Origin of the sequence: Mesorhizobium sp. B2-2-4, assembly GCF_006442375.1 — a bacterium.
Lineage (GTDB): Bacteria > Pseudomonadota > Alphaproteobacteria > Rhizobiales > Rhizobiaceae > Mesorhizobium.
Genome location: NZ_VFWB01000005.1, coordinates 135,317 through 158,931, shown reverse-complemented (window position 1 = coordinate 158,931; position 23,615 = coordinate 135,317). Strand labels below are relative to the sequence as shown.

Annotated in this window: 21 protein-coding genes; 11 read left to right on the top strand and 10 right to left on the bottom strand. The window is 63.8% G+C overall.

Annotated features, from left to right (window positions below):
* Window positions 1-16 precede the first annotated feature (16 nt).
* From FJ959_RS14225 to FJ959_RS14215, 3 genes are all read left to right on the top strand, one after another.
* Complete coding sequence (locus FJ959_RS14225; protein ID WP_140630833.1) at window positions 17-1,510, top strand: NAD-dependent succinate-semialdehyde dehydrogenase; 1,494 nt, start codon at window positions 17-19, stop codon at window positions 1,508-1,510.
* A 32-nt stretch (window positions 1,511-1,542) separates the two neighbouring features.
* Window positions 1,543-2,922: an aspartate aminotransferase family protein gene (locus tag FJ959_RS14220; protein ID WP_140630439.1), complete on the top strand. Its 1,380-nt coding sequence runs from the start codon at window positions 1,543-1,545 to the stop codon at window positions 2,920-2,922.
* A 105-nt stretch (window positions 2,923-3,027) separates the two neighbouring features.
* Window positions 3,028-4,143, top strand: a complete 1,116-nt coding sequence (locus FJ959_RS14215; protein ID WP_140630436.1) for an alcohol dehydrogenase family protein — start codon at window positions 3,028-3,030, stop codon at window positions 4,141-4,143.
* Window positions 4,144-4,212: 69 nt separating this feature from the next.
* On the opposite strand, the gene FJ959_RS14210 is transcribed toward FJ959_RS14215, so the two are convergent.
* Genes FJ959_RS14210 through ehuB form a run of 5 tightly spaced genes read right to left on the bottom strand, consistent with a single transcriptional unit; the run spans window position 4,213 to window position 8,022 of the window.
* Window positions 4,213-4,938, bottom strand: a complete 726-nt coding sequence (locus tag FJ959_RS14210; RefSeq protein WP_140499279.1) for a GntR family transcriptional regulator — start codon at window positions 4,936-4,938, stop codon at window positions 4,213-4,215.
* The gene (ehuA, locus tag FJ959_RS14205; RefSeq protein ID WP_140499280.1) at window positions 4,935-5,714 is read right to left on the bottom strand and encodes an ectoine/hydroxyectoine ABC transporter ATP-binding protein EhuA; all 780 of its coding nucleotides are present in this window, start codon (window positions 5,712-5,714) and stop codon (window positions 4,935-4,937) included. Before ehuA ends, FJ959_RS14210 begins: the two co-directional genes overlap by 4 nt.
* The gene (gene ehuD / locus FJ959_RS14200; protein WP_140499281.1) at window positions 5,711-6,370 is read right to left on the bottom strand and encodes an ectoine/hydroxyectoine ABC transporter permease subunit EhuD; all 660 of its coding nucleotides are present in this window, start codon (window positions 6,368-6,370) and stop codon (window positions 5,711-5,713) included. Before ehuD ends, ehuA begins: the two co-directional genes overlap by 4 nt.
* Window positions 6,367-7,095 carry an ectoine/hydroxyectoine ABC transporter permease subunit EhuC gene (gene ehuC / locus FJ959_RS14195; RefSeq protein WP_140499282.1) on the bottom strand — a complete coding sequence of 243 codons (729 nt, stop codon included), beginning with the start codon at window positions 7,093-7,095 and terminating at the stop codon, window positions 6,367-6,369. The genes ehuD and ehuC overlap by 4 nt, the downstream gene beginning before the upstream one ends.
* A 57-nt stretch (window positions 7,096-7,152) precedes the next feature.
* Complete coding sequence (gene ehuB / locus FJ959_RS14190; protein ID WP_140499283.1) at window positions 7,153-8,022, bottom strand: ectoine/hydroxyectoine ABC transporter substrate-binding protein EhuB; 870 nt, start codon at window positions 8,020-8,022, stop codon at window positions 7,153-7,155.
* A 449-nt stretch (window positions 8,023-8,471) separates the two neighbouring features.
* Between ehuB and FJ959_RS14185 the strand changes: the two genes are divergently transcribed.
* From FJ959_RS14185 to FJ959_RS14165, 5 genes are read left to right on the top strand one after another with little or no spacing between them, the layout of a single operon-like run.
* Window positions 8,472-9,620: a Xaa-Pro peptidase family protein gene (locus FJ959_RS14185; RefSeq protein WP_140630434.1), complete on the top strand. Its 1,149-nt coding sequence runs from the start codon at window positions 8,472-8,474 to the stop codon at window positions 9,618-9,620.
* 9 nt (window positions 9,621-9,629) lie between these two features.
* A complete protein-coding gene (locus tag FJ959_RS14180) occupies window positions 9,630-10,886 on the top strand; it encodes a sarcosine oxidase subunit beta family protein (RefSeq protein ID WP_140630431.1) in 1,257 nt (418 codons plus the stop codon).
* Window positions 10,887-10,898: 12 nt separating this feature from the next.
* Window positions 10,899-11,165, top strand: coding sequence for a sarcosine oxidase subunit delta (locus tag FJ959_RS14175; protein ID WP_140630428.1), 267 nt, complete (start codon window positions 10,899-10,901; stop codon window positions 11,163-11,165).
* Window positions 11,162-14,110, top strand: a complete 2,949-nt coding sequence (locus tag FJ959_RS14170; protein ID WP_348640290.1) for a sarcosine oxidase subunit alpha family protein — start codon at window positions 11,162-11,164, stop codon at window positions 14,108-14,110. The genes FJ959_RS14175 and FJ959_RS14170 overlap by 4 nt, the downstream gene beginning before the upstream one ends.
* The gene (locus FJ959_RS14165) at window positions 14,103-14,609 is read left to right on the top strand and encodes a sarcosine oxidase subunit gamma (protein WP_224705352.1); all 507 of its coding nucleotides are present in this window, start codon (window positions 14,103-14,105) and stop codon (window positions 14,607-14,609) included. Before FJ959_RS14170 ends, FJ959_RS14165 begins: the two co-directional genes overlap by 8 nt.
* A gap of 219 nt (window positions 14,610-14,828) precedes the next feature.
* Here FJ959_RS14165 and FJ959_RS14160 read toward each other — a convergent pair whose 3' ends face one another.
* The 5 genes from FJ959_RS14160 to FJ959_RS14140 form a co-directional block, all read right to left on the bottom strand.
* A complete protein-coding gene (locus tag FJ959_RS14160) occupies window positions 14,829-15,422 on the bottom strand; it encodes a DJ-1/PfpI family protein (protein ID WP_140499290.1) in 594 nt (197 codons plus the stop codon).
* Window positions 15,423-15,489: 67 nt separating this feature from the next.
* A complete protein-coding gene (locus tag FJ959_RS14155; RefSeq protein ID WP_140630426.1) occupies window positions 15,490-16,440 on the bottom strand; it encodes a substrate-binding domain-containing protein in 951 nt (316 codons plus the stop codon).
* Between the two features lie 57 nt (window positions 16,441-16,497).
* The gene (locus tag FJ959_RS14150; protein ID WP_140630826.1) at window positions 16,498-17,469 is read right to left on the bottom strand and encodes an ABC transporter permease; all 972 of its coding nucleotides are present in this window, start codon (window positions 17,467-17,469) and stop codon (window positions 16,498-16,500) included.
* 17 nt (window positions 17,470-17,486) lie between these two features.
* A complete protein-coding gene (locus FJ959_RS14145; RefSeq protein WP_140630424.1) occupies window positions 17,487-19,064 on the bottom strand; it encodes a sugar ABC transporter ATP-binding protein in 1,578 nt (525 codons plus the stop codon).
* Between the two features lie 6 nt (window positions 19,065-19,070).
* Window positions 19,071-19,769, bottom strand: coding sequence for a GntR family transcriptional regulator (locus FJ959_RS14140; protein WP_140499296.1), 699 nt, complete (start codon window positions 19,767-19,769; stop codon window positions 19,071-19,073).
* Between the two features lie 209 nt (window positions 19,770-19,978).
* Between FJ959_RS14140 and FJ959_RS14135 the strand changes: the two genes are divergently transcribed.
* The 3 genes from FJ959_RS14135 to FJ959_RS14125 are packed head-to-tail and all read left to right on the top strand — an operon-like array spanning window position 19,979 to window position 23,531.
* Window positions 19,979-21,202 carry an iron-containing alcohol dehydrogenase gene (locus FJ959_RS14135; RefSeq protein WP_140630422.1) on the top strand — a complete coding sequence of 408 codons (1,224 nt, stop codon included), beginning with the start codon at window positions 19,979-19,981 and terminating at the stop codon, window positions 21,200-21,202.
* Between the two features lie 14 nt (window positions 21,203-21,216).
* Entirely contained in the window at window positions 21,217-22,704 is a 1,488-nt protein-coding gene (locus FJ959_RS14130; RefSeq protein ID WP_140630420.1) for an NAD-dependent succinate-semialdehyde dehydrogenase, read from the top strand.
* 11 nt (window positions 22,705-22,715) lie between these two features.
* Window positions 22,716-23,531 (top strand): alpha/beta hydrolase, encoded by an 816-nt coding sequence (locus FJ959_RS14125; protein ID WP_140622775.1) that lies wholly within the window; start codon window positions 22,716-22,718, stop codon window positions 23,529-23,531.
* Window positions 23,532-23,615: the final 84 nt, after the last annotated feature.

Below are 23,615 nucleotides of genomic sequence, written 5' to 3'. Positions count from 1 at the left end.
TCGGGAGCAATCGATGATGTCCGCGCACTTTGCCCGTTCGCACCGCCATGAGGCGCTCGACCGCCTCGCCGACCGCCGGCTGCTGCGCGAGCTTGCCTATGTCGACGGGCACTGGACGGCAAGCGAGGCGGCGGAGAGCTTCGAGGTCACCGACCCGGCGACCGGCGCCACGGTGGCCTTTGTCGCCGCGCTCGATGGCCGCCAGACGGCAAGTGCGATCGATGCGGCGGCGCGCGCTTTCCCTGCCTGGCGGGCGCTGTTGCCGCAGGAGCGCTCGAAAATCTTGCGCAAATGGTTCGACCTCATCATTGCCGCGAAAGACGATCTCGCTCTGCTGATGACGCTGGAACAGGGCAAGCCCTTGAAGGAATCGCTCGGTGAGATCGATTATGCCGCCTCTTTCGTCGAATGGTATGCCGAGGAAGCAAAGCGCCTCAACGCCGAAAGCGTAACTAGCCATCTGGCGAAGGCGGAAATGACGGTGCGGCGCGAGCCGCTCGGCGTCGTCGGCGTCGTGACGCCGTGGAACTTCCCGTCCGCCATGCTGACCCGCAAGGCGGCTGCGGCCCTTGCCGCCGGTTGCACCATCGTCGCGCACCCCTCTTCGGAAACGCCGCTCTCGGCGCTGGCGCTGGCCGAACTCGGCGAGCGCGCCGGCCTGCCCGCCGGCGTCTTCAACGTCGTCACCGGCAAGGCGTCGATCATAGTCGGGCGAATGTGCGAGGACCCGCGCGTGCGCGCCATGAGCTTCACCGGTTCGACCGAGATCGGCAGGCTGATCGCGGCCCAGAGCGCGCCGACGATGAAGCGGCTGGTTATGGAGCTTGGCGGCCACGCGCCGCTGATCGTCTTTGCCGACGCCGATCTCGACAAGGCCGTGCGCATCGCCGTCGACGCCAAATTCGCCACGTCCGGCCAGGACTGCCTCGCGGCCAACCGCATCTATGTCCAGCGGCCGATCTACGATCGTTTCTGCGCCGCCTTCGCCAAGCGCATCGAGGCGCTGCGGACCGGCAATGGCCTTGCCGACGAAAGCGACATCGGCCCGCTGATGCATGAGCGCGCCGTCAAGAAGGTCGAGGAGCAGGTCACCGACGCGCTCGCCCATGGCGCCCGCTGCCTCGTTGGCGGCATAAGGCACCAGGCCGGCCCGTTGTTTTACCAGCCGACGCTGCTGGCTGACGTATCTGACGAGGCACTGATCATGCGCGAAGAAACGTTTGGTCCGGTCGCAGCCGTGACGCCGTTCGACAGCGAGGACGAGGTGACCGCGCGCGCCAACGCCACTGAATATGGTCTGGTCGCCTATGTCGTGACCGAGAACGGCGCCCGCCAGCAGCGCCTGGGCAGGGCGCTGGACTACGGCATGGTCGCCATCAACCGCGTCAAGATCACCGGTGCGCCGATCCCGTTCGGCGGCGTCAAGCAGTCCGGCATTGGCCGCGAGGGTTCGCGTCAGGGGCTCGAAGCTTTCACCGATCTCAAATATCTTTGCCTGGACGTCGCTTAAGCCGCGTCCACGTTCCTCAAGGAGTCAAAAGAATGCTCGACCAGTCCAACGAACTCGCCGCCTGGGATCGTGATCACTTCTTCCATCCCTCGACGCATATGGGCACCCACGCGCGCGGTGAATCGCCGACGCGCATCATGGCCGGCGGTGAAGGCGTCACCGTCTGGGACAGCAACGGCAGAAAAAGTATCGATGCCTTCGCCGGCCTCTACTGCGTCAATGTCGGCTATGGCCGCCAGAAGATCGCTGACGCCATCGCCGCCCAGGCCACGAACCTCGCCTATTACCACGCCTATGTCGGCCACGGCACCGAGGCCTCGATCACGCTGTCGAAGATGATCATCGACCGTGCGCCGAAGGGCATGTCGAGGGTCTATTTCGGCCTCTCCGGTTCGGATGCCAACGAAACCAACATCAAGCTGATCTGGTACTACAACAACGTGCTTGGCCGCCCGGAGAAGAAGAAGATCATCTCGCGCTGGCGCGGCTATCACGGCTCCGGCATCATGACGGGGTCGCTGACCGGGCTCGATCTCTTCCACAATGCCTTCGACCTGCCGCGCGCGCCGATCCTGCACACCGAGGCGCCCTACTATTTCCGCCGCGCCGACCGTTCGATGAGCGAGGAGCAATTTTCGCAGCATTGCGCCGACAAGCTCGAGGAGATGATCCTGGCCGAGGGCCCCGAGACCGTCGCCGCCTTTATCGGCGAGCCGATCCTCGGCACTGGCGGCATCGTGCCGCCGCCCGCCGGCTACTGGGAGAAAATCCAGGCGGTGCTGAAGAAGTACGACGTGCTCCTGGTCGCCGACGAAGTGGTGACGGGCTTCGGCCGGCTGGGCACCATGTTCGGCTCCGACCATTACGGCATCAAGCCGGACCTGATCACCATCGCCAAGGGCCTGACCTCCGCCTATGCGCCGCTGTCGGGCGTCATCGTCGCCGACAAGATGTGGCAGGTGCTGGTGCAGGGCTCCGACAAGCTCGGCTCACTGGGGCACGGCTGGACCTATTCGGCGCATCCGATCTGCGTCGCCGCGGGTGTGGCCAATCTCGAACTGATCGATGAGATGGATCTGGTGAGGAATGCCGGCGAGACCGGCGCCTATTTCCGCGCCGAATTGACCAAGGCCGTCGGCGGCCACAAAAACGTCGGCGAGGTGCGCGGCGACGGCATGCTGGCGGCGGTCGAGTTCGTCGCCGACAAGGACGACCGTGTGTTCTTCGATCCGGCGCAGAAGATCGGACCCCAAATCGCCACGGCCCTCGCCGCAAGCGGGGTCATCGGCCGCGCCATGCCGCAGGGCGATATTCTTGGTTTCGCCCCACCGCTTTGCCTGACGCGCGAGGAGGCTGACACCGTGGTGGCCAAGACCGCCGATGCCGTGAAGAGCGTGTTCGCCAATCTCTAATTGCCGAGATCGGCGCTATCCCTCATCCGCCTGCCGGCGCCTTCTCGTCGTTCACGGAGAGAGGATAAAGGTGAGGGGCAGCGCCGACCTACAAAGTATTCGGAAGTGAACGCGATGACCTCTCATCCCACCCTCCCCGCCACCATGGCGGCCGTGCAGCTTACCGGCCACGGCGGCCCGGAAAAGCTCGTCTACCGCACCGACGTGAAAGTGCCTGTGCCCGCCGCCGGCGAAGTGCTGGTCAAGGTCACCGCCTGCGGCATGAACAACACCGACGTCTGGGTGCGCCAGGGCGCCTATGGCACGGAGGAGGACGCAGGGGCCGTGTCGACATGGCGGCGTCAGGGCAACACGCTGTCCTTCCCGCGCATCCAGGGCACCGACACGGTCGGCACCATCGCGGTCGTTGGCGCAGGGGTCTCGCCGGATCGCATCGGCGAACGAGTGATGGTTGATTTCTCGATCTACAATCGCGACGACGATTCGCTCGCCGACATCGACTATATGGGCCACGGCCGCGACGGCGGTTACGCCGAATACCAGGCTGTGCCGGCCGAGAACGCCCATGTCGTCGACACCGATTTGAGCGATGTCGAACTCGCCACCTTCTGCTGCGCCTATCTCACCGGCGAGCAGATGCTGGAACGTGCAGGGCTCAAGGCCGGCGAACGCGTGCTGGTCACCGGCGCCTCGGGCGGCGTCGGCTCCGGCATCGTGCAATTGGCGCGGGCGCGCGGAGCCATTCCCTATGCCGTCGTCGGCAAGGGCAAGGAGCAGGCAGTGCTCGACATCGGCGCCGAAGCCGTGATCACCCGTGGCGTGGCCGACCTGCCGCAAGCCGTGGCCAAGGTGACCGGCGGCCAGCCCATCGACGTCGTGGCCGACCTTGTCGGCGGCGCGATCTTCAACGATCTGTTGCGCATCCTGAGGCCCGAGGGCCGCTACACCACCGCAGGCGCCATCGCCGGCCCGGTCGTCCAGCTCGATCTCAGGACCATGTATCTCAAGCAGCTTCAGCTCCACGGCTCGAGCCAGGGCACACGTGCGGATTTCCGCCGTATCGTGCGCTATATCGAGGAAGGCAAGATCCGGCCGCTGGTCGGCGGCGTCTACAGGCTTTCCGATTTCCACCGCGCCCAAGCCGATTTCATCGCCAAGGATTTCGTCGGCAAGCTGGTGGTGGTGCCTGACGCCGGGGCTGAACAGCGGCACCCTAAATAAAGAGGACGGAGCAGCAGCGCTTCTCGGCGCCGGGATGACAAGCTACGTCACCATGACAAAGGACGACCGTCAGGTCTTGCCGTCAAATTCATCATGTCGGCCGGCATGGCGCACCATGCGCCGAAAGCTCATCGAGATATGGGCTCGCCTGATGTGCCCGATCGATTCCCAATCCCCGATTTCCGCCGCAGCCAGCACTTCCTCCATTTCGCGCCGGAAGGCCGTGAACTCCTCCACAAGGCCGAGTTGCGGCATCATCTTGAGGACTACGCGCGCAACCTGAAAATACAGTCTTTCGCTTATTTCGCGCAGGGGCTGGTTCCCGGTCATGCCGGATAGTTCAGTGAAGAAGTCCATGTTCAGCTGCAGGAAGGCACGCTGATCCGGGTTGAGCATATCGGAATCACAGCGCGCGATGAGCGCTCGGATGCGATCGAGGTCGACCGCCGTTCGGGGAATTGGCGAAAGCTTGCCGACAAGCAGCGCGAGTTCCAGTCGCAGATGATAGACCTGCTGCAACTCCTCGATGTCGACGTCGGTGACGATCGTACCGACGCCGTGAACCGATTGCACAAGGCCTTCGGCCTCGAGCCGCGCCAGCACGCGTCGGACCGGTGTGCGGCTGATCTCGAATTCCTGGGCGAGTTCTTCTTCGGAGAGCCGGCTCCCCGGCGGATAATCGAGCAGGCAGATACGGTCGCGCAGGATCAGGTAGATGCGTTCGAACCGTTCGCGCGCCGAAAGCGGACGCGAAGGCGGCACTGTCTTGGCCGAGGCATCCGTATCAAGCGTCATCCAGCCTCCAGGACAGCGTGCAGGAACTGCCGCGTCCGCTCATTCTTGGGTGCGCCGAAAAGCTCTGCTGGCGGCCCCTGCTCGCAAATTTTGCCCTGGTAGAAGAAGCAGACGCGATCGGAAAATTCCTTGGCGAAGCCCATCTGGTGGGTGACCATGAGCATCGTCAGATCATGCTCGCGGCCGATTTGCCTTATCACTTGCAGCACTTCGCCGACAAGTTCCGGATCGAGCGCGGACGTCACCTCGTCGAACAGCATTATCTTGGGCCGCATCGCCAGCGCCCTGGCAATGGCGACGCGCTGTTGCTGGCCGCCGGAAAGCTGGGAAGGATAATGATCCTTCTTCTGCGACAGCCCGACCATGTCGAGAAGCTCGGCCGCCCGTGCCTCGGCATCGGCCCGCTTCATGCCAAGCACGGTCATCGGCGCCTCGATGCAATTGGCCATCGCCGTCATGTGTGGAAACAGGTTGAAAGACTGGAACACCATGCCGATCTTCGCCCGGATGCGGCGGATATGGGCAAGATTGGCGGGCACCAGCTTTCCGCCTTGCTTCATATGCGTCAGTGGCTCGCCTTCGACCCAGATGACGCCGTCATTGATCGTCTCCAGCGTCATCAGCATGCGCAAGACCGTGGTCTTGCCGGAACCGGACGGTCCGATGACGGAAACCTTCTCGCCGCGCGCGATTTCAAGGTTCAGCCCGTCGAGCACGGTGAGCGCGCCATAACGCTTCGAGACATTGTCGAAACGGACCATCGGTTGTTCGGTCATCGCGCGGTCCTTCGGTTGAGCAGGCGTTCGAGGGCACGGATGAGCGCGGCCGAAACCAGGCTCATGGCCAGGAAGAACAGGCCGACCAGCGTGATCGGTTCGGTGTAGCGGAAAGTCTCGGAGCCGATGATCTTGGCCGTCTGCATGAGTTCCAGCACGGCGATGGCCGACAGCAGCGGCGTCTCCTTGAACAGCGCGACGAGATAGTTGCCGAGCGCCGGCACGATCGGCGGTATCGCCTGCGGGATGATGATGTCGCGAAAGGTCGTCCAGGAGGAGAGGTTGAGTGCGATCGAGGCTTCCCACTGGCCGCGATGGATGTTGTCGAAGCCCGCGCGGTAGACTTCCGAGCAATAGGCGGCGTAGTGAATGCCGATGGCCAGAACGCCGGCCGTGAATGCGTCGAGCACGACGCCGAATTTCGGAAAGACGAAATAGAGGAAGAAGATCTGGATGAGCAGCGGCGTCGAGCGGATCAGTTCGACCAGCACCGAGATCGTCCAGCCGGTCCAGGGCACCGCGATACGGATTACCGCGAGGACCAGCCCGAGCAAAGCCGCGATGACGAAGCCGAGCAGCGTCGCCTCGATCGAGACGACGGCGGCGCGTGCGAGCACCGGCAGGATCTCGGCGGCAAAACTCCAATCCCAGATCACGCCGCCCTCCCCCGCGCCAGACCGAGCGAGGCCCGCCTTTCGAGAAGCCGCATGCCGATAGAAACGGTGAGCGACATGGCGAGATACATCAAAAGCACCAGCGTGAAGATAGGAATGGTCTTGAAGGTGTTCTGGTTCATCTGCTGCGCCTTGAAGGCGAGGTCCGTGAGCGTGATCAGCGAAACCAGCGCCGTCGATTTCAAAAGCTCGATGAACAGATTGCCCCAGGGCGGGATCATGGCTACGAAGGCTTGGGGCAGGATGATCCGGCGCAGCATTTGCGCGCGGCTCATGTTGAGCGCCGTTCCCGCCTCCCATTGGCCGCGCGCGACCGACTGGATTGCGCCGCGCACGCATTCGGATCCATAGGCGCCGACATTCAAGCCAAGCGCCAGCACCGCGACGGGAAACGCGTCGAGCGTGACCCCGAATTGCGGCAGCACGAAAAACAGCCAGAACAATTGCACCAGCGCCGAGGTGCCGCGAAAGATTTCGACATAGACCGTCGCCAGCCATCTGAGGGGCGCTGGACCATACATGCGCGCCAGCGCGGCGAGCACCCCCATCACGACCGCCAGCAGGCTGCCGAGGACGGCGATCTCGATCGTCAGGACGGCACCCTGCAATAGTCCCGGTAGGAACAGCCTGTATGTTTCCTGCGTCGCCAGCACCGCGATCACGGCCAGCGAAACGACCAGCATGGCAACGAGCGTGCGGATACCCATCTGCTTCTCCGAGGAAAAAAGAGGGCGGCGTTTTCACGCCGCCCAGCAGTTGGGAATTTATTCGCCCTTGCAGAGCTCTGCAGTCGTCTTGTTCGGCAGATAGTCCTTGCCGAAGCCGAGCGGCTCGACCAGCGCGATATGCTCCGGCGTACCGAGGAACTTCTTCAGTTCGGCGTTGAACGCTTCCTGCAGATCGGTGTCCTCCTTGCGGAAGCCGAAGCCGCCATGGCCCTTCACCGACTTGCCGGCAACTTCACCGAAGGGCTTGGTCGATTCGACGCCATCGGCCTTCTTGGCCATGTCGGCGATCGAGAGCGCGGTTAGCGCGGCAGCATCGGCACGGCCAGACTGGACCGCCGCGACCAGGCTGGATTGGTCGGGCAAGGAAACGACTTGTCCTTGGGCAACGCCGGCGTCCTTCGCATATCCCCCCTCGACGGCGCCCGCCATCACGGCGAGCTTGAGATCGGGATTGTCCTTGATGCTCGAATAGTCCTTCACGCCTTTCGGATTGCCCTTCGCGACCAGCATGGCCTGGCCGATGCCATAGGACGGTTCGGAAAAATTGATCTCGGCGCAGCGCTTGGGATTGATGAACATGCCGGCGGCGATGATGTCGAAGCGGCCGGCCTTGAGACCCGGAATGAGCGAGCCGAATTCGGTCAGCACGCCGTCGACCTGCGCAATGCCCATCTTGGCGAGCACCGCCTTGGCGACTTCCGGCGCTTCGCCGGTCAATTTGCCGTCAGGCGTGGCGAAACCGAACGGCGCCTCATTGGCGAAGCCGACGCGGATATAGCCGTCCTTCTTGGCGCGTTCGAGCGTCGTTTCGGCATGGGCCGGCAGTGACGTGAATGCGGTCGCGGCGAGCGCAAGACAGGCGGCGGCCTTCACGAGCGCGCGGCGGGATATCTGTGACGTGAACATGCATTCCCCTTTTCTTCTTCGATAGTTGTCGGCTCGAACGACGTTTCTCCACCATCGCGTCAAGCGCACTAAGACGTATACAACTCATCTGGACATATCGCAAGACGCACTGTACGAATCTGGAAAAATCGCCATAGAGCTTGATTGTGCGGCTTTGTGATGCGCAAGTTGTGCACAATTAAGATGTGCTTTCTCGATGCGGATACGAACCGCATTTGGATGAGGGCAGGAAGGAAAACGGCTTTGGACGCGTCGGGCGGGTTCAGCAAGGCGGAATACGCGCAGCGCCTGGCCGACGTGAGACAACGCATGGCAAGGCCGGCTTCGATCTCATCTGTCAGGACCCCAGCGTCACCGAAGGCGGCGGCGAGCGGCTCTGCGACGTGGCCCCCGATCCCATCGTCATTGACTGACCATCAGCCCAGGACCGGCAACTCAAGGACACCTCAATGGACCGCAATCCCTTTTCCGAAGCCGAGATCGCCGGCCGCTTGTCGAAAGTTCGCACGGCATTGGCAGAGCGCAAGCTCGACGCCGCCGTCTTCGCCTCGCCGGAGACTGTTTTCTACCTCACCGGCCTCGACCATTGGGGTTTTTTCGCGCCGCACCTCCTGATCGTCACGCTCGACCGGCGCCCTATCCTGGTCACCCGGTCGATGGAGAAGGTAACGATCGAGAACCAGGTAAGGGCGGCGGAATTCCGTGGTCACTCCGACAGCGAGACCGCGGCCGACCTCACCGCACGCGTCATTTCCGAACTCGGCCTGGCCGGCAAACGGATAGGCCTCGAACACTGGACCTCCGGACTCAGCCACGGCCTCGCCCTGAAGCTCGAGGCGCAGGCCGACGCCAAGTGGAGCGACGTCTCCGGGCTGGTCGACAAGATGCGGTTGGTGAAGAGCGCCGAGGAACAGGTGCTGATGCGCCGCGCCGCCAAGGTCACGGATGCTGCGGCAGGTGCCGCAATCGCTGCCATCTCCGACGGCGCCGCCGAGCAGGAGGTTGCCGCCCAATGCGTGGCGGCGATGGTGCGCGCCGGCGGCCACGCGCCGGGCTTCGGCCCGTTCATCCGGCCCGCCGCCCGGCTCGGCGAGGAGCACACGACCTGGGGCGACGGCATCTATCGCAGCGGCGAGCCGGTCTTCGTCGAACTGTCGGGCTGTGTCTCGCGCTATCACGCGCCGCTTGGCCGGCTGATCCGCATCGGCAACATCAAGGACGAAGATGCCGCCATGGCCGAGGTCACGGCCAAGGCATTCGAGGCCGTCGTCAGGGCGCTCGAGCCAGGCGCCTGGGCGCGCGATGTCTACGCCGCCTGGCAAGGCGTCGCTGACGAGGCCGGCCTGTCGCATTATCGCCGCCATCATTGCGGCTATCTCGTCGGCATCGGCCAGCCGCCCTCATGGACCGGCGGCAATTCGGTGACGGGCCTCAGGCACGATTCCGATCTCGAAATCGAGACCGGGATGAGCTTCCACATCCTGTCCTGGCTGATGGGCACCGGCCGCGGCGACCATTTCATCTCCAACACCGTGCTGCTGACCGATGCGGGGGCCGAAGTGCTGACCCGCACCCCGGCCGGCCCGATCGTCCGCTAGACCATGAACATGGCGCGCTATTCGGCGTTTTCGATTTTCCGCAATGCCCTTTCCGGCCAGAAGAACTGGCGGCGCGCCTGGCGCGCGGCCGAGCCGAAGCCCGCCTATGACGTGATTGTCGTGGGTGGCGGCGGGCATGGCCTTGCGACGGCTTTCTACCTCGCCGAGAACCACGGCATCCGCAATGTCGCCGTTCTGGAGAAGGGCTATGTCGGCGGCGGCAATATCGGCCGCAACACCACCGTCATCCGCTCCAACTACCTGCTTGACGGCAACACCCAGTTCTACGAATTCTCGGTCAAGCTGTGGGAAGGCTTGTCGCGGGCGCTGAACTTCAACGTGATGTTTTCGCAGCGCGGCCAGATCGTCACTGCCCATTCGGCCGATCAACTCGACACATTCAGCCATCGCGCCAACATCATGCGTCTGAACGGCATCGACGCCGACATACTCGACCGCGACGCTGTGCGCCGGCTGGTACCCTATCTCGATTTCTCCGAAACCGCGCGATTTCCGATCCATGGTGCGATCTTGCAAGGCCGCGCAGGCACGGCGCGTCATGACGCCGTCGCCTGGGGCTATGCGCGCGCTGCCGACGGCCACGGGGTCGACATCATCCAGAATTGCGAGGTGACCGGCTTTGTCCGAAACGGCGAAAGGATCGTCGGCGTCGAGACCAGCAAGGGCCGCATCGGCGCCGGCAAGGTCGGCCTCGCCGTCGCAGGCCATACTTCGCTCCTTGCCGCCAAGGCCGGCCTGGAACTGCCGATCGAAAGCCACGTGCTCCAGGCTTTCGTCACCGAGCCGCTCAAGCCGCTGGTAGATCACGTCGTCGCTTATGGCGCAGACCATTTCTATGTCAGCCAGTCCGACAAGGGCGGGCTGGTCTTCGGCGGCAATCTCGACGGCTACAATTCCTACGCCCAGCGCGGCAATCTCGGCGTCGTGCGCGAAGTGGCAGAGGCGGCGATAGGCCTGATGCCCTGCATCTCGCGTCTCAGGCTGCTGCGCCATTGGGGCGGCGTCATGGACATGACGCCGGACGCCAGTCCGATCATCTGCCCGACCCCGATCGAGGGGCTCTATCTCAATGGCGGCTGGTGCTATGGCGGCTTCAAGGCGACGCCGGCCTCCGGCTGGTGCTTTGCCCATATGCTGGCCACCGGCAAGCCGCATCCGCTGACCGCCGCCTACGCGCTCGACCGTTTCCGGACCGGCCACACGCTCGACGAGGCCGGCGCCGGACCCTCGGCCTGGCTGCAATAGAGAGCAAGAGAAATGCTTCGCATCGACTGCCCATGCTGCGGCCCGCGCGACCATGACGAGTTCCGCTATGGCGGCGACGCTTCCGCGGTGCGCCCGGCGCATGACGATCCCGATCCGGAGGCGTGGTACCGCTATGTCTATGTGCGCAAGAACCCGGCGGGGCTGCACCGGGAATTCTGGCAGCATGTGACCGGCTGCCGGCAATGGCTGGTCATCGAGCGCGACACGAGGAACCACGCTATCGCATCGGTCGGCTTCGCCAGGAAAATGCCAGCATGAAAATGATTGGAAATCGTCTGGCCGCCGGCGGCCGCATCGACCGCACGCAGCCGCTCCGCTTCACATTCGACGGCCGCGAGCTGGGCGGCTATCGAGGCGATACGCTTGCTTCCGCGCTGCTTGCCAATCGGCTCATGCTGACAGGCCGCAGCTTCAAATACCATCGGCCGCGCGGCATCTTCTCGGCCGGCCCGGAAGAACCCAACGCGCTGGTTACGCTCGGAAGCGGTGGACGGCGCGAACCGAACCTTCCGGCCACGACACTGGAACTGGCTGAAGGTATGACTGCCGAAAGCCAGAATCGCTGGCCGTCCCTTGCCTTCGACGTGCAGAGCGTCAACGGCCTGTTTGCGCCCCTTCTTTCTGCCGGCTTCTACTACAAGACCTTCATGGGTCCGACCCGCCGCGCCTGGATGTTCTACGAGCATTTCATCCGTAAAGCCGCGGGATTGGGCCGGGCCGGCACCGAACCCGATCCCGACCGTTACGAGACCCGGCATGCATTTGCCGATGTTGCAGTCGTCGGCGGCGGCCCTGCCGGCCTGTCGGCGGCGCGCGCCGCGGCAGCCAGCGGCGCCAGGGTCGTCCTCGTCGAACAGGACTTTCTGCTCGGTGGCCAACTTCTTGCCGAGCGCACCGATGGCAAGGCGGCAGCCTGGCTGACAAAGATCGAGGCGGAGCTTGCAGGCCAGCCCAACGTCACCCTGATGCGCAAGACAATGGCGTTCGGCACCTATGACGGCAACACGCTGGGGCTGATCGAGAGGCATGACGGCCAGGTCGCGCAAGGCGCTGCTCGGCAGATTTTCATCGTGCTTCGCGCCGGCTCGATCATCTTTGCGGCCGGTGCTATCGAACGGCCGCTGGTGTTCTCCAACAACGACCGGCCAGGCATCATGCTGGCGTCCGCCGCCCGGACCTATCTCAACCGCTTCGCCGTGCTGCCGGGGAAGAATATCCTCGTGGCCACGATGAACAACGGTGCCTATCGCGCTGCTTTCGACCTCGCCGCCGCCGGCGCGCGAGTGACGGTCGCGGACCAGCGCGGCGCTCCGCCCGCCGGTCTGGCGGCGGAAGCCGGACGCCTGAACGTAGAGATCCGCTCCGGAACCCGGATCGCCGATCTGCGCGGCAGCCATGCGGTGAAGGCCGTACGGCTTGCCGGCCCGAGCGCCAAATCGGAAATCGCCTGCGATTTCGTCTGCGTCTCCGGCGGCTGGTCGCCGACCGTGCATCTCACCTCGCATCTTGGCGTCAGGCCCGTCTATCGCGACGACATCGACGGCTTCGTTCCGGGCGGCTTTCCGGCAGGCCAGTTCGGCGCCGGCGCGATGATGGGGCGCTTCTCGACCGCCGACGCGATCGAGGACGGCCACCGCGCCGGCGTCGAAGCGGCATGCTTCTGTGGAAAACCGGCGGCCATGCCGGCGCCGGATGAACTCGATCTCGAAGGGGCCCCGGCCGCTCCCTTTCGTGCGATCTCTTCCGCGGGGCGCGGCAAGGCCTTCGTCGATCTACAGATGGATGTGACCACCAAGGACATCGAGCTCGCCCATCGCGAGGGCTATGAATCGGTCGAACACCTGAAGCGCTACACCACGCTCGGCATGGGGACCGACCAGGGCAAAACCAGCAATTTCGCAGCACTTTCGGCCATGGCGGCGCTGCGCCGGGCGACGATTGCGCAAACCGGAACCACGACCTTTCGCCCGCCCTACGCGGCGGTCGCGATCGGCGCGCTGGCCGGTCGCGCCGTCGGTCATCACTTTAAGCCGGTCCGTCGCACGCCGATGCACGACTGGCACCTGGCAAACGGTGCCGAGATGCTCGAGGTCGGTCTCTGGATGCGTCCGTATTTCTATCGCGATGCCGGACGCGACGTGAATGAAGCCTATGTCGCGGAGATGCGGATCGTGCGCGGCGGCGCCGGGCTGATGGACATTTCCACCCTCGGCAAGATCGACGTGCAGGGGCCGGACGCGGCCATATTCCTCGACCGTGTCTACGCCAACGGTTTCGCCAAGCTTCCGGTTGGCCGCGCGCGCTACGGCGTCATGCTGCGCGACGACGGCGTCGTCTTCGACGACGGCACCACCACGCGCTTGTCGCAAAATCGCTTCTTCATGACCACCTCTACCGCCAGGGCCGCCGATGTCCTGTCGCGGCTGGAATTCCTGCTCGACACCGCCTGGCCGGATTTGCGTGTCGCGGTCTCTTCGGTAAGCGACGAGTGGGCGGCGATGTCGATCGCCGGGCCACGAAGCCGCGATGTCCTTGCCGCCGCCTTTCCCGCGCTCGATGTCTCCAACGAGACGCTGCCGCATATGGGCGTCATCGAAGCCGGGTTCGACGGACGGGCCCTGCGCGTTATTCGCCTCAGCTATTCCGGCGAGCGCGCCTACGAGATCTATGTCGGCGCCAGCGCCGGCGAACAGGCCTGGAGCCGTCTCATCGAAGCAGGCGCGCCGTTCGGCCTCAAGCCCTATGGCGTCGAGGCGCTTGGTGCGCTGCGCGTCGAAAAGGGCCATGTCGCCGGGCCCGAGATCGATGGCCGCACCACGCTCGATGATCTCGGCCTCGGCCGCATGGTTGGCAAACGCAGCGGATTCGTCGGCGACGTCCTCCGACGCCGCCCGGCGTTTCAGGCGCCCGACCGCCAGCGCCTCATCGGGCTGGAATGCATCGAGGACGGCAAGCGGCTGCGCGGAGGCGCCATATTGTTCCTGCCTGGCGATGCCGTCACCGGCCACGGGCGCGGCCGGATCACGTCGGTTACCTTCAGCCCGGAACTCGGCCACTATGTCGGACTGGCGCTGTTCGCGGGCAATGCCGCGGCCGAAGGAGACGAGGTCATCGCGGTCTACCCGATGCGGACAGAGACGGTTCGCGCCCGCGTCGTGCCTTCTGTCTTCCTAGACCCCAAGGGAGAGCGCATGCATGGTTGAACCTGTGCTGTCGAAGGACTTCAACCTGTGGGCCTCCGATTGCCCGATCATTCAGATCGAGGGCTGGGACGGAACACTGGCAAGATTCGAAACGAGCGTCTCGCAGGCCTTGGACGCGAGGCTCCCTGCCAGCGTCGGCGAGACGGTTCGGCACGCTGGCGCCCTCATCGTCAGGATCGCGCCCTGCCGTCTTTGGCTGATCGTCGAGACAGGCGCGGAACCGCCCGCCATTGCGATCGATCCGGAATTGGGCTGCTCGGTTCTGCTTGGTGAAGGCCGGGTGCGGTTCAGGATGGAGGGTGCGCGTCTTCAGGACACTCTCTCTGCCTGCATGCCGGTCGACTGGTCGTCCGCCGCTTCGGCCCCCGGCCGTGCTGTACAGACGTCCATCCATCACGTGCCGGCGCTCTATCTGCGAACGGGCGAGAGCAGCTGCGACCTGATCGTGCCGCGAAGCTTCGCCATCAGCCTTGCCGACTGGATTGCCGCCGCGCGTTAAAGCAATCCCAGGAAAAGTGCGTAACGTTTTTCCGCTCGCGATTGCGTAAGGAAAAAGCTGGACCTGTCCGGCGCAGCGGCCGCTAAACCGGCAGGACGCACCGCGCGCATACCTTTTGCACGACGGTCGATATAGTTGTCCGCATCGGCGAAGGCCTCGGTATCACTGTGGAGGCCGACACGCCACGGCAGCGCGCCCGGCCTCCACCTGGTTCGTGGCTCAGTTGTGGCGGATTTCCGTGCCGAGCACCTTCAGGCACTCACGGATAAAGGCGGCCAGCGCCGTCCATCCCTTGGCCGACACCATCGTGCCATCGACATAGGCTTCCGTCGGCGAGAGGTCGATATAAGTTCCGCCCGCGAGAGTGACTTCCGGCTCGCAAGCGCCCAGCGCACCAACCTTCTTGCCGCGCACGACACCGTCGACCGCGATCAGGATCTGCACGCCATGGCAGATCGTGAAGATCGGCTTCTTGGTCTCGTGAAAGTGTCGAACGATCGTCTGCACCCGCTTGTCGGTGCGGATGTATTCCGGTCCGCGTCCGCCCGCGCAGTAGACCGCGTGGTACTGGTCGAGCTGCTTTTCCGCATCCGAGAACGTCTTGTTGATCAGCGCGTAGTGCCCGAGCTTTTCGGTGTAGGTCTGGTCCCCTTCGAAATCGTGCAGCGAGGTCTTGATCAGGTCGCCCGCATTCTTGTCGGGGCAGACGACATGGACCGTGTGACCAACGGCTTCCATCGCTTGCTGGTAAACGAAAATCTCGTATTCCTCGGTGAACTCACCGGTCAGCATCAGTATCTTCTTGCCTGGCATAGCTTTTCCTCTCTGTTGTTGGCAGGCAAGGCGCGTGACGCGCCTTGCCTCATTCGGATTGCGCGCCTCAGAACGGGGAGTCGGGGAAATAATATTCCTTGGCGTTGGCCTGGGTTATGAGCGGGGCGTCGAGTTTGACGGCACCGCGAACCGGAGCCTGGCCGATCAAGTTGGCCACGGTCATGTAGATAGCGGTCTTGATCATCGCCGGCGGATACGGCGTCTCGACCGGTGTCATCGCATCCCCGTCTATCACCTTCTTCACGATGTCCTTCATGCCGTTGCCGCCAAGCGCCAGCTTGACGTCGGTTCGGCCGGACTGCTTGACAGCCTCGAGCACACCGAGAAGCATGTCGTCGTCATTGGCCCAGACCGCATCGATGTGCGGGTGCTTGGCCAGGTAATCCTGCATGAGCTTGAAGGCCTCGTCGCTGTTCCAGTGGGCATACTGCATGTCGAGCACCTTCAGGCCGGTGCCCTTGATGGTATCCTCGAAGCCCTTGATGCGCTCGTCGTCGATGACGGTGGGAATGCCGCGCAGCACGACGATGTCACCTTTGCCGCCCAGTTTGTCGATCATGAATTTTGCCGTGTTGGTGCCAACCGCGATGTTGTCGCCGGCAAGATACAGGTCCTGGATGGAAGGGTCGGTCAATCCCCTGTCGACGACGGTGATGAACGTACCCATCTCCTTGATGGCTTTCACCGGCTGGGTCAGTTCCTCGGAGGTGTAGGGCAGTATCACCAGCGCATCCAGCTTGCGGCTGGCCGACAGATCCTCCAGCGCGCTTACCTGGTCGGCCGCCGAGGGCGACGTCTTCACGACGACTTCGACATCCGGGAAGGCCGCGTTGATTTCCTTTGCGGCGGCCTGCGCGTGATAAACGATGCCGGCCGTCCAGCCATGATCCGCCGCCGGGATCGACACCGCGACCACCTTCTTGTCGGCTGCAAGCGCCTGGCCGGCCACCATCAGTGCGCCGACTGCCGCTACGGCAACCCATTTCCTGCTAAACATAAATACCTCCCAGAGATATGGACCACACAACAGGCGCCCGTCCGGTCCGAAGACGGGCTATTTCGAAAATCTTTGCACGAGCATGGCGATGATGATGATGACGCCCTGCACCGCGGCGACGAGGTATTCGGAAACGAAATCCGACAACACCATCAGGTTGGCGATCAGTTCCAGGATCACCGCACCGGCGATGGTGCCCCAGATGCGGCCCTTGCCGCCCCGCAGCGCCGTTCCGCCAATGACAACGGCCGTTATCACCTGCAGCTCCCAAAGCTGTCCGGTGGTCGGGGTGGCGGCTCCCAGACGAGGCACGTAACAGATGGCGGCGACCGCCACGCATGCACCCTGGATGACATAGGCAATGGTGCGCGTCTTGACGACCGAGATGCCCGAATAGCGGGCGACGTCTTCGTTCGCGCCCACCGCCGCGCATTTGCGGCCATATTTGGTCTTGTAGAGGACAAATGCGCCGATCACCGCAACGAGCGCCGACAGAAGGATCGGCACCGGAATGCCCGCGACGGCGCCGAAATAGACCGGCCGGTACGCCTCCCGCAGCGAGCGATCGATCGGGATCGTGCCGCCGTCGGTCATATAGGTGATCAGTGCGCGGAAGATACCCATCGTGCCGAGCGTGGCGATGAACGGCTCGATCCTTCCGACCGTGACGATGAGACCGTTCGCGAGGCCGCATAGAAGGCCCGCGATGACCGCAATCACCATGCCTGCCGGAATGGCCCAAAGGCCGAGGCTGGGGCCCATCATGTTCATGAACATGATCGTGACGCCGGCGATGAAGGCGACCATCGAGCCGACCGAAAGGTCGAGCCCGCCTGATGAGATCACGAATGTGGCGCCGACGGCTATGATGGCGACATAAGCGCTGCGCGTGATCACGTTGCCTAGGTTTGTCGCGGAAAGAAAATCCGGATTGATGAGGAATCCCGCCACCAGCAGTGCGAACAATGCGAGGAAAGGGCCGGCATCCGTCCACGAGAAATGGTGCTGCCTGTCGCTTCGGGCAGACATGGAATGGGTAAGCGCCGTCACTGTCTTCCTCCTTGGGCCGTGCCATGGCCTTTGTCACTGGTCGCCAGCAGCGCGATGTTGCTTTCGATCATCGTTTCGCCCGAGACCTCGCCGCTGATCCTGCCTTCGCGCATGACCAGGACGCGGTCGCAGATGCCGACCAGTTCCTGCATCTCCGACGAGATGACGATGCAGGCTTTGCCTTGGCCCACGAGTTCCTGGATGAAGGCGTAGATCTGCGCCTTGTTGGCGATGTCGATCCCGCGCGTCGGCTCATCGATGATCACGACCGAAGGATTGGTCAGGAGCACCTTGGCCAGCAGAAGTTTCTGCTGGTTTCCGCCCGAAAGCTGCCCTGCCCTGGCGTTGTGGCTCTTCACCCGGATGTCGTAGCTGGAGACGGCCCGCGCGAGCGCCTCGGATTCGCGGCCGCGCAGAACCAGAAGTCCCGGATGCAGAAGGCCAAGCGACGAGAGGGTCAGGTTCGGCGCCAGCCGCTCCTGCAAAAGCAGGCCCTTGCCCTTGCGATCTTCCGTCAGATAGCCGATGCCCGCCTCTATGGCCTCGCGCTGTGAATGTATCTGTATCGGCGAACCGTTGAGCTCGATCGTAGCCGTCGCCGGCCTAAGCCCCACAATGCCTTCGAACAACTCGGTTCGCCCCGCCCCGATCATGCCGGCGAAGCCAAGAATCTCGCCTTTGTGAACGGTAAAGGACACGTCCCGTGCATAACCTGGAACAGTCGCGTTTCTGACGGTCAGCATGGGCCGGCTCGTCTGGACCTCGCGCTTGTGAGGATAAAGCGCGGCGAGTTCGCGCCCGACCATAAGCTGCGCCATGTCGGCCTGGCTCAACGCATGGCCGGGATAGGTGCCGATCATCTTGCCGTCGCGCAGGACCGTGACCTTGTCCGCCAGCCGCTGCACCTCGTCGAGGCGATGGCTGATGTAGAGAACCGCGATGCCCCGCGCCCTGAGCCCGAAGATGATGGCGAGCAAACGCTCGACCTCCCCACCGGTCAGCACCGCTGTTGGCTCGTCGAAGATGACGACCCTGTGGTCGTCGAGCAACGCGCGGGCGATTTGCACGAGCTGGCGATCCGCCAGCGAAATGTCTCGGACCAGCGCGGTCGGCGACACCTCGCAACCGATCTCGGCCAGTTTCGCGGCCGCTATGCGGCGCATGGCGCCATCATCGACGATTCCGCGCCTGGAGAGCTCGCGGCCGAGAAAGAGATTGTCAGTCACCGTGAGCGCTTCGGCCAGGAGGATTTCCTGATGTACCAGCGCGATGCCGGCCGCCTGCGCCTGGTGAGGTGTCCTGAAACTCACGCGGTCACCGGCCATGGACAGGCTGCCGGCGGTTGGCTCGATGTAACCGGAAAGCAAGCGCATGAACGTCGACTTGCCGGCGCCATTCTCGCCGATGACGGCATGGATCTCGCCAGGGAAAATATCCAGCGTGATGTCCGACAACACGGTCACCGGGCCGTATTGTTTGCAAAGCCCTTCCGCGCGTAGCACCGGAGCCACAGCCGGTGTGGGCTCCGGCGGCAAAGCGGTGACGCTTCCGTCGATGCGAGTGGCAACTGGCATCGCGGCCTACTCGAATGCAGGCAGGAGCCTGTCCCGCGAATTCTCTATGTGCACGCGCATCGCCTTTTCGGCGGCAACCGGATCGCTGGCCGCGAAAGCGGCGAGGATGGCTTCGTGCTCGTCGAGCGCCTCCTCGGTGACCCGCGAGTGATACATCAGGCGGAAAATGTGGAAGTGGGTGTGCTGGTGGTTCAGCGTTTCGCGGATGAGCTCGTTCTGCGCGAACTCCATGACCTTGTCGTGGAAGATGGCATCCTGGCGGGCGAAGTTCGAATAACGCAGGCGTTCGTCCTTGCCCACCCGCCTGGCCATCACGCCAGCCGCCTCCTGCAAAATCATCAGCCGGGCTTCATCGAGCGCAGCGGCTGCCTTGGCGGCGGCTGCGGGTTCGAGCAGCAGGCGCAGTTCATAGAGTTCGTCGAAACGGCGCCGTGTGATCTGGGGCGCGGCCCGGTACCCGATCAGATGGGTTTTCACCACCAGGCCCTCGCCTTCCAGCCGCCCAAGAGCTTCGCGGATCGGCGTATGCGAGACGTTGAACTCCTTGACAAGGTTGTCGACGGTGATCCGCGATCCCGGAGCTATTTTCAGCGACATCAGCTGCTGGAAGATCGCCTCGTAGACGTCGCCCGACAGGCTGTTGGCGCGCTGAATGCGGCCTGTCAACCGAGCGTCATTGTCGACGGTAAGGTCTGGATTCTGCATGTTTTGCCTCTTGACAGGGGCGACCTCTAACACGATGCTCCGCGCAATTCAATCCTATATCCTATACGATTTTATAGAGGATATTTCGTGAGGCAGGAAAACTCGACGACGGCTCTGGCCCGTGCCTTGCCCGAACCACGCCACGCACGCTGGGCAAGCGGTGATCTCCGATCCCCCGCTCCCCAATCCATATTCGAAGGACACACTTCATGACGCTATTTGCAGCAGCCCGGTTGCCGCATGAGATTCTTTTCGGCAAAGGCCAGCGCCACGCGCTGCCTGATATTGCCGCCAGATATGGCCGGCGCGCATTCATCTGCACGGATGAGCGTTTCGCCGGGACGCCAATGTTCGCGCAGATCAGCGCGGCACTGAGAGCAGGCTCGATCGAAACGCTCGTGTACGATCGCATCCTCCCGGATGTCCCTCGTGACAGCGTTGCCGTCTGTGCCGCCCATGCGAAGGAATTCAAGCCGGACATGGTGATCGGGATCGGTGGCGGCAGTTGCCTGGACATGGCCAAAAGCGCCGCGCTGCTGATCAGTCACGGCGGGTCGCTTCAGGACTACTACGGGGAGTTCAAGGTGCCCGGCCCCACGCTTCCGGTAATCGCGGTCCCGACCACCGCCGGCACCGGTTCGGAAGTGACGCCGGTGGCGGTGATCTCCGATCCGGAGCGGACGCTTAAGGTCGGCATTTCCAGTCCCCATCTCATTGCCGCGGTCGCGCTCTGCGATCCGGAACTCACCTCGACATGCCCGCCCTCCCTCACGGCAATTGCCGGAGCCGACGCGCTCACCCACGCGATCGAAGCCTTTACGTCCGCCAAACGCGGCGCCGATCCGCACTTGCCGCAGCGGCATGTCTTCGTCGGCAAGAGCGCCCTTACCGATCATTTCGCGCTGCTGGCCATCCAGCTCCTGGGCCGCAGTCTCGAAAAGGCGTACAGGGACGGCTCGGACGAAGACGCACGCGCCGATGTCATGATGGGAGCGCTGGCGGCCGGCTGCGCTTTCGGCACGGCCGGAACGGCGGCTGCCCACGCCGTGCAATATCCCGTCGGCGCGCTTACCCACACGCCGCACGGATTGGGCGTGGCGACGATGCTTCCCTACGTGATGAGCTACAATCTGCCCGCCGCGACCGACGAAATAGCGGCGGTCGGCGCCGCTCTGGGGGTGACGGAGACAAAGAGCGCCGAGGCGACCGCGCGCGCCACCATCGATGAGGTAGCCCGGCTGTTCGCGGCGATCGGCATCACCCGCACGCTGGCCGATCTGGGTCTTCCACACGACAAGATCGACTGGACCGCCGAGCAGGCGCTCGGCATCGATCGGCTGATCAAGAACAACCCTCGTCCTTTCGACATCGCCGCGATGCGGCGGCTGGTGAGGGCCGCCTATGACGGCGACATGGCCGCAAGCTCAGTCTGACCAGAGGTGATGAGATGAACGTACCCCAAGGGCAACTCAACGAAGATCCGGACATGTTCGACTACACCACATTCTCGCACGGCCTCTATATCGACGGACACTGGCGACCGTCTTCCGACGGTCGTCTCATTGAGGTGATCGATCCTTCCACGGAGGCCGTGATTGCGGCTGTCCCGGACGCCACGATTGCCGATGCCGCCGCTGCCGTCGAGGCGGCTGCGAAGGCGGCGGCAGGCTGGCGCGCAACCGCGCCGCGCAAGCGTTCGGAAATACTGCGGCGTTGTTTCGAATTGATGGTCGAACGGTCCGATACGCTGGCGGCGCTGATCTCGCTGGAGAACGGCAAGGCGCTGCGCGACGCGCGCGGCGAGGTCGCCTATGCGGCTGAATTCTTCCGCTGGAATGCCGAGGAAGCGGTGCGCATCAGCGGCGAGTTCGGCCTGGCGCCGTCAGGCGCCAACCGGATCGTCGTTGATTATCATCCGATCGGCATCTGCGTGCTCATAACGCCCTGGAATTTCCCCGCCGCCATGGCGACACGCAAGATCGCGCCGGCGCTGGCCGCCGGCTGCACCGTCATTCTGAAGCCCGCCAGCGAGACGCCCCTGACCGCCTACGCGCTCGCCGCGCTGTACGAGGAGGCGGGTGTGCCTCCCGGCGTCGTCAATGTGCTCACCACTTCGAACCCCGGACCAGTGACCTCCGCCATGCTCGCCGACCCGCGCGTCCGGAAGCTATCCTTCACCGGTTCGACCGGCGTGGGTCGTGTTCTGCTGGCCGAAGCCGCCAAGCACGTCATCTCATGCTCGATGGAACTCGGCGGCAACGCCCCGTTCATCGTCTTCGATGACGCCGATCTGGACGCGGCCCTCGATGGCGCGATGGTCGCCAAGATGCGAAACGCCGGCGAGGCCTGCACGGCAGCCAACCGCATCTACGCGCAGGCCGGCATCCATGACGCGTTTGCCGAAGGTCTGCGCCAACGCATGGCCGCGCTCAAGCTCGGTTCAGGCACCGACCCGGACACCGAATGCGGTCCGTTGATTACCAAGAAGGCCGTCGACAAGATCGATCGGCTGGTCAAGGACGCGGTCGCCCGTGGGGCCAGGATCCTGTGCGGCGGCGCGGTCGCCGACGACAAGGGCTATTTCTATCCGCCGACCGTCCTTCGGGACGTGCCCGCCAATGCCGAGATGGCGCAGGAGGAGATATTCGGTCCGGTGGCCCCGATCAGCCGCTTCGAGAACGAGGACGAAGTCATCGCGCGCGCCAACGACACGGAATACGGCCTTGCCGCCTACATCTACACGCGTGATCTGGCCAGGGGCATGCACGTGGCATCGAAGATCGAAACGGGCATGGTCGCGCTCAATCGCGGCCTGATGTCGGATCCGGCGGCACCTTTCGGCGGCGTCAAGCAGAGCGGCCTTGGCCGCGAAGGCGGACAGAAGCACGGCATTGCCGAGTTCATGGAGGCGAAGTACATCGCCGTGACCATGTGAACGGGCACCCCATGCAGAATGATCCTTTCCGCATCCGCGATCACGTCGCCGAGTTCGACGACATCGTCGCCGAGATCGTTCGTCGCAGCACGGAGGTGCGGGCAACCATGCCGATGGTTGCCGATATCGCCTATGGAGCGGATGCCACCGAGACCATCGACCTGTTCTTTCCGGAGGGCAAGCGCGACCGCCTGCCGGTCCATATGTTCATCCATGGCGGCTACTGGCGCATGTTCTCCAAGCGCGACTATTCCTATGTCGCCGAGACGGTGACGCGCGCCGGCGCAATCGCGGTCATCGTCGATTATGCGCTGATGCCGGCTGTGAGGATGGCCACGATCGTCGACCAGGTGCGGCGCGCCAAAAGCTGGGTGCTCGACCATATCGGCGATCACGGCGGCGATACCGAGCGCCTGACCGTGAGCGGACATTCAGCCGGCGCCCAACTTGCGACGATGCTTTTCAATGACGACGGCCGGACTTCGACAATCAAAGGCGCGTTGCTGCTTGGCGGTCTCTACGACCTGAAGCCCCTTCAGACCTCTTTCCTTGCCGCCGAGATCGCGATAACGGACGAGGACGCAGCCAGGTTCTCGCCGCTCACCCGCCGTTTCGATCCGTCGGTGTCGGTCGAGATCGCTGTCGGCACCGATGAAACGCCGCCATTCCACAGCCAGGCCGAGGCGTTTACGCGGCATCTGAAGGAGCAGGGACTACAGGTCTCGCAGACCGCCCTTCCTGGAGCCAATCACATGAGCAGCGTTCTCGACCTCGGCTTGGCCGGCACCGAGGCGGCAACCATGCTGACAAACCTGGTTTCCGGCTGAGGCCATTGGCGTCGGCGACTTTAGCCAGGGATATTCAGCCGCCGCGCGTTGCGCAGCTCCCGCCCTCCGATCCCATGCAGATTA

Coding starts and splice junctions, on each gene's coding strand:
- FJ959_RS14225 (WP_140630833.1), top strand. CDS start 17: ATGTCCGCGCACTTTGCCCGTTCGCACCGCCATGAGGCGCTCGACCGC.
- FJ959_RS14220 (WP_140630439.1), top strand. CDS start 1,543: ATGCTCGACCAGTCCAACGAACTCGCCGCCTGGGATCGTGATCACTTC.
- FJ959_RS14210 (WP_140499279.1), bottom strand. CDS start 4,938: ATGACGCTTGATACGGATGCCTCGGCCAAGACAGTGCCGCCTTCGCGT.
- ehuA (WP_140499280.1), bottom strand. CDS start 5,714: ATGACCGAACAACCGATGGTCCGTTTCGACAATGTCTCGAAGCGTTAT.
- ehuC (WP_140499282.1), bottom strand. CDS start 7,095: ATGGGTATCCGCACGCTCGTTGCCATGCTGGTCGTTTCGCTGGCCGTG.
- ehuB (WP_140499283.1), bottom strand. CDS start 8,022: ATGTTCACGTCACAGATATCCCGCCGCGCGCTCGTGAAGGCCGCCGCC.
- FJ959_RS14185 (WP_140630434.1), top strand. CDS start 8,472: ATGGACCGCAATCCCTTTTCCGAAGCCGAGATCGCCGGCCGCTTGTCG.
- FJ959_RS14180 (WP_140630431.1), top strand. CDS start 9,630: ATGGCGCGCTATTCGGCGTTTTCGATTTTCCGCAATGCCCTTTCCGGC.
- FJ959_RS14175 (WP_140630428.1), top strand. CDS start 10,899: ATGCTTCGCATCGACTGCCCATGCTGCGGCCCGCGCGACCATGACGAG.
- FJ959_RS14170 (WP_348640290.1), top strand. CDS start 11,162: ATGAAAATGATTGGAAATCGTCTGGCCGCCGGCGGCCGCATCGACCGC.
- FJ959_RS14165 (WP_224705352.1), top strand. CDS start 14,103: ATGGTTGAACCTGTGCTGTCGAAGGACTTCAACCTGTGGGCCTCCGAT.
- FJ959_RS14160 (WP_140499290.1), bottom strand. CDS start 15,422: ATGCCAGGCAAGAAGATACTGATGCTGACCGGTGAGTTCACCGAGGAA.
- FJ959_RS14155 (WP_140630426.1), bottom strand. CDS start 16,440: ATGTTTAGCAGGAAATGGGTTGCCGTAGCGGCAGTCGGCGCACTGATG.
- FJ959_RS14150 (WP_140630826.1), bottom strand. CDS start 17,469: ATGTCTGCCCGAAGCGACAGGCAGCACCATTTCTCGTGGACGGATGCC.
- FJ959_RS14145 (WP_140630424.1), bottom strand. CDS start 19,064: ATGCCAGTTGCCACTCGCATCGACGGAAGCGTCACCGCTTTGCCGCCG.
- FJ959_RS14140 (WP_140499296.1), bottom strand. CDS start 19,769: ATGCAGAATCCAGACCTTACCGTCGACAATGACGCTCGGTTGACAGGC.
- FJ959_RS14135 (WP_140630422.1), top strand. CDS start 19,979: ATGACGCTATTTGCAGCAGCCCGGTTGCCGCATGAGATTCTTTTCGGC.
- FJ959_RS14130 (WP_140630420.1), top strand. CDS start 21,217: ATGAACGTACCCCAAGGGCAACTCAACGAAGATCCGGACATGTTCGAC.
- FJ959_RS14125 (WP_140622775.1), top strand. CDS start 22,716: ATGCAGAATGATCCTTTCCGCATCCGCGATCACGTCGCCGAGTTCGAC.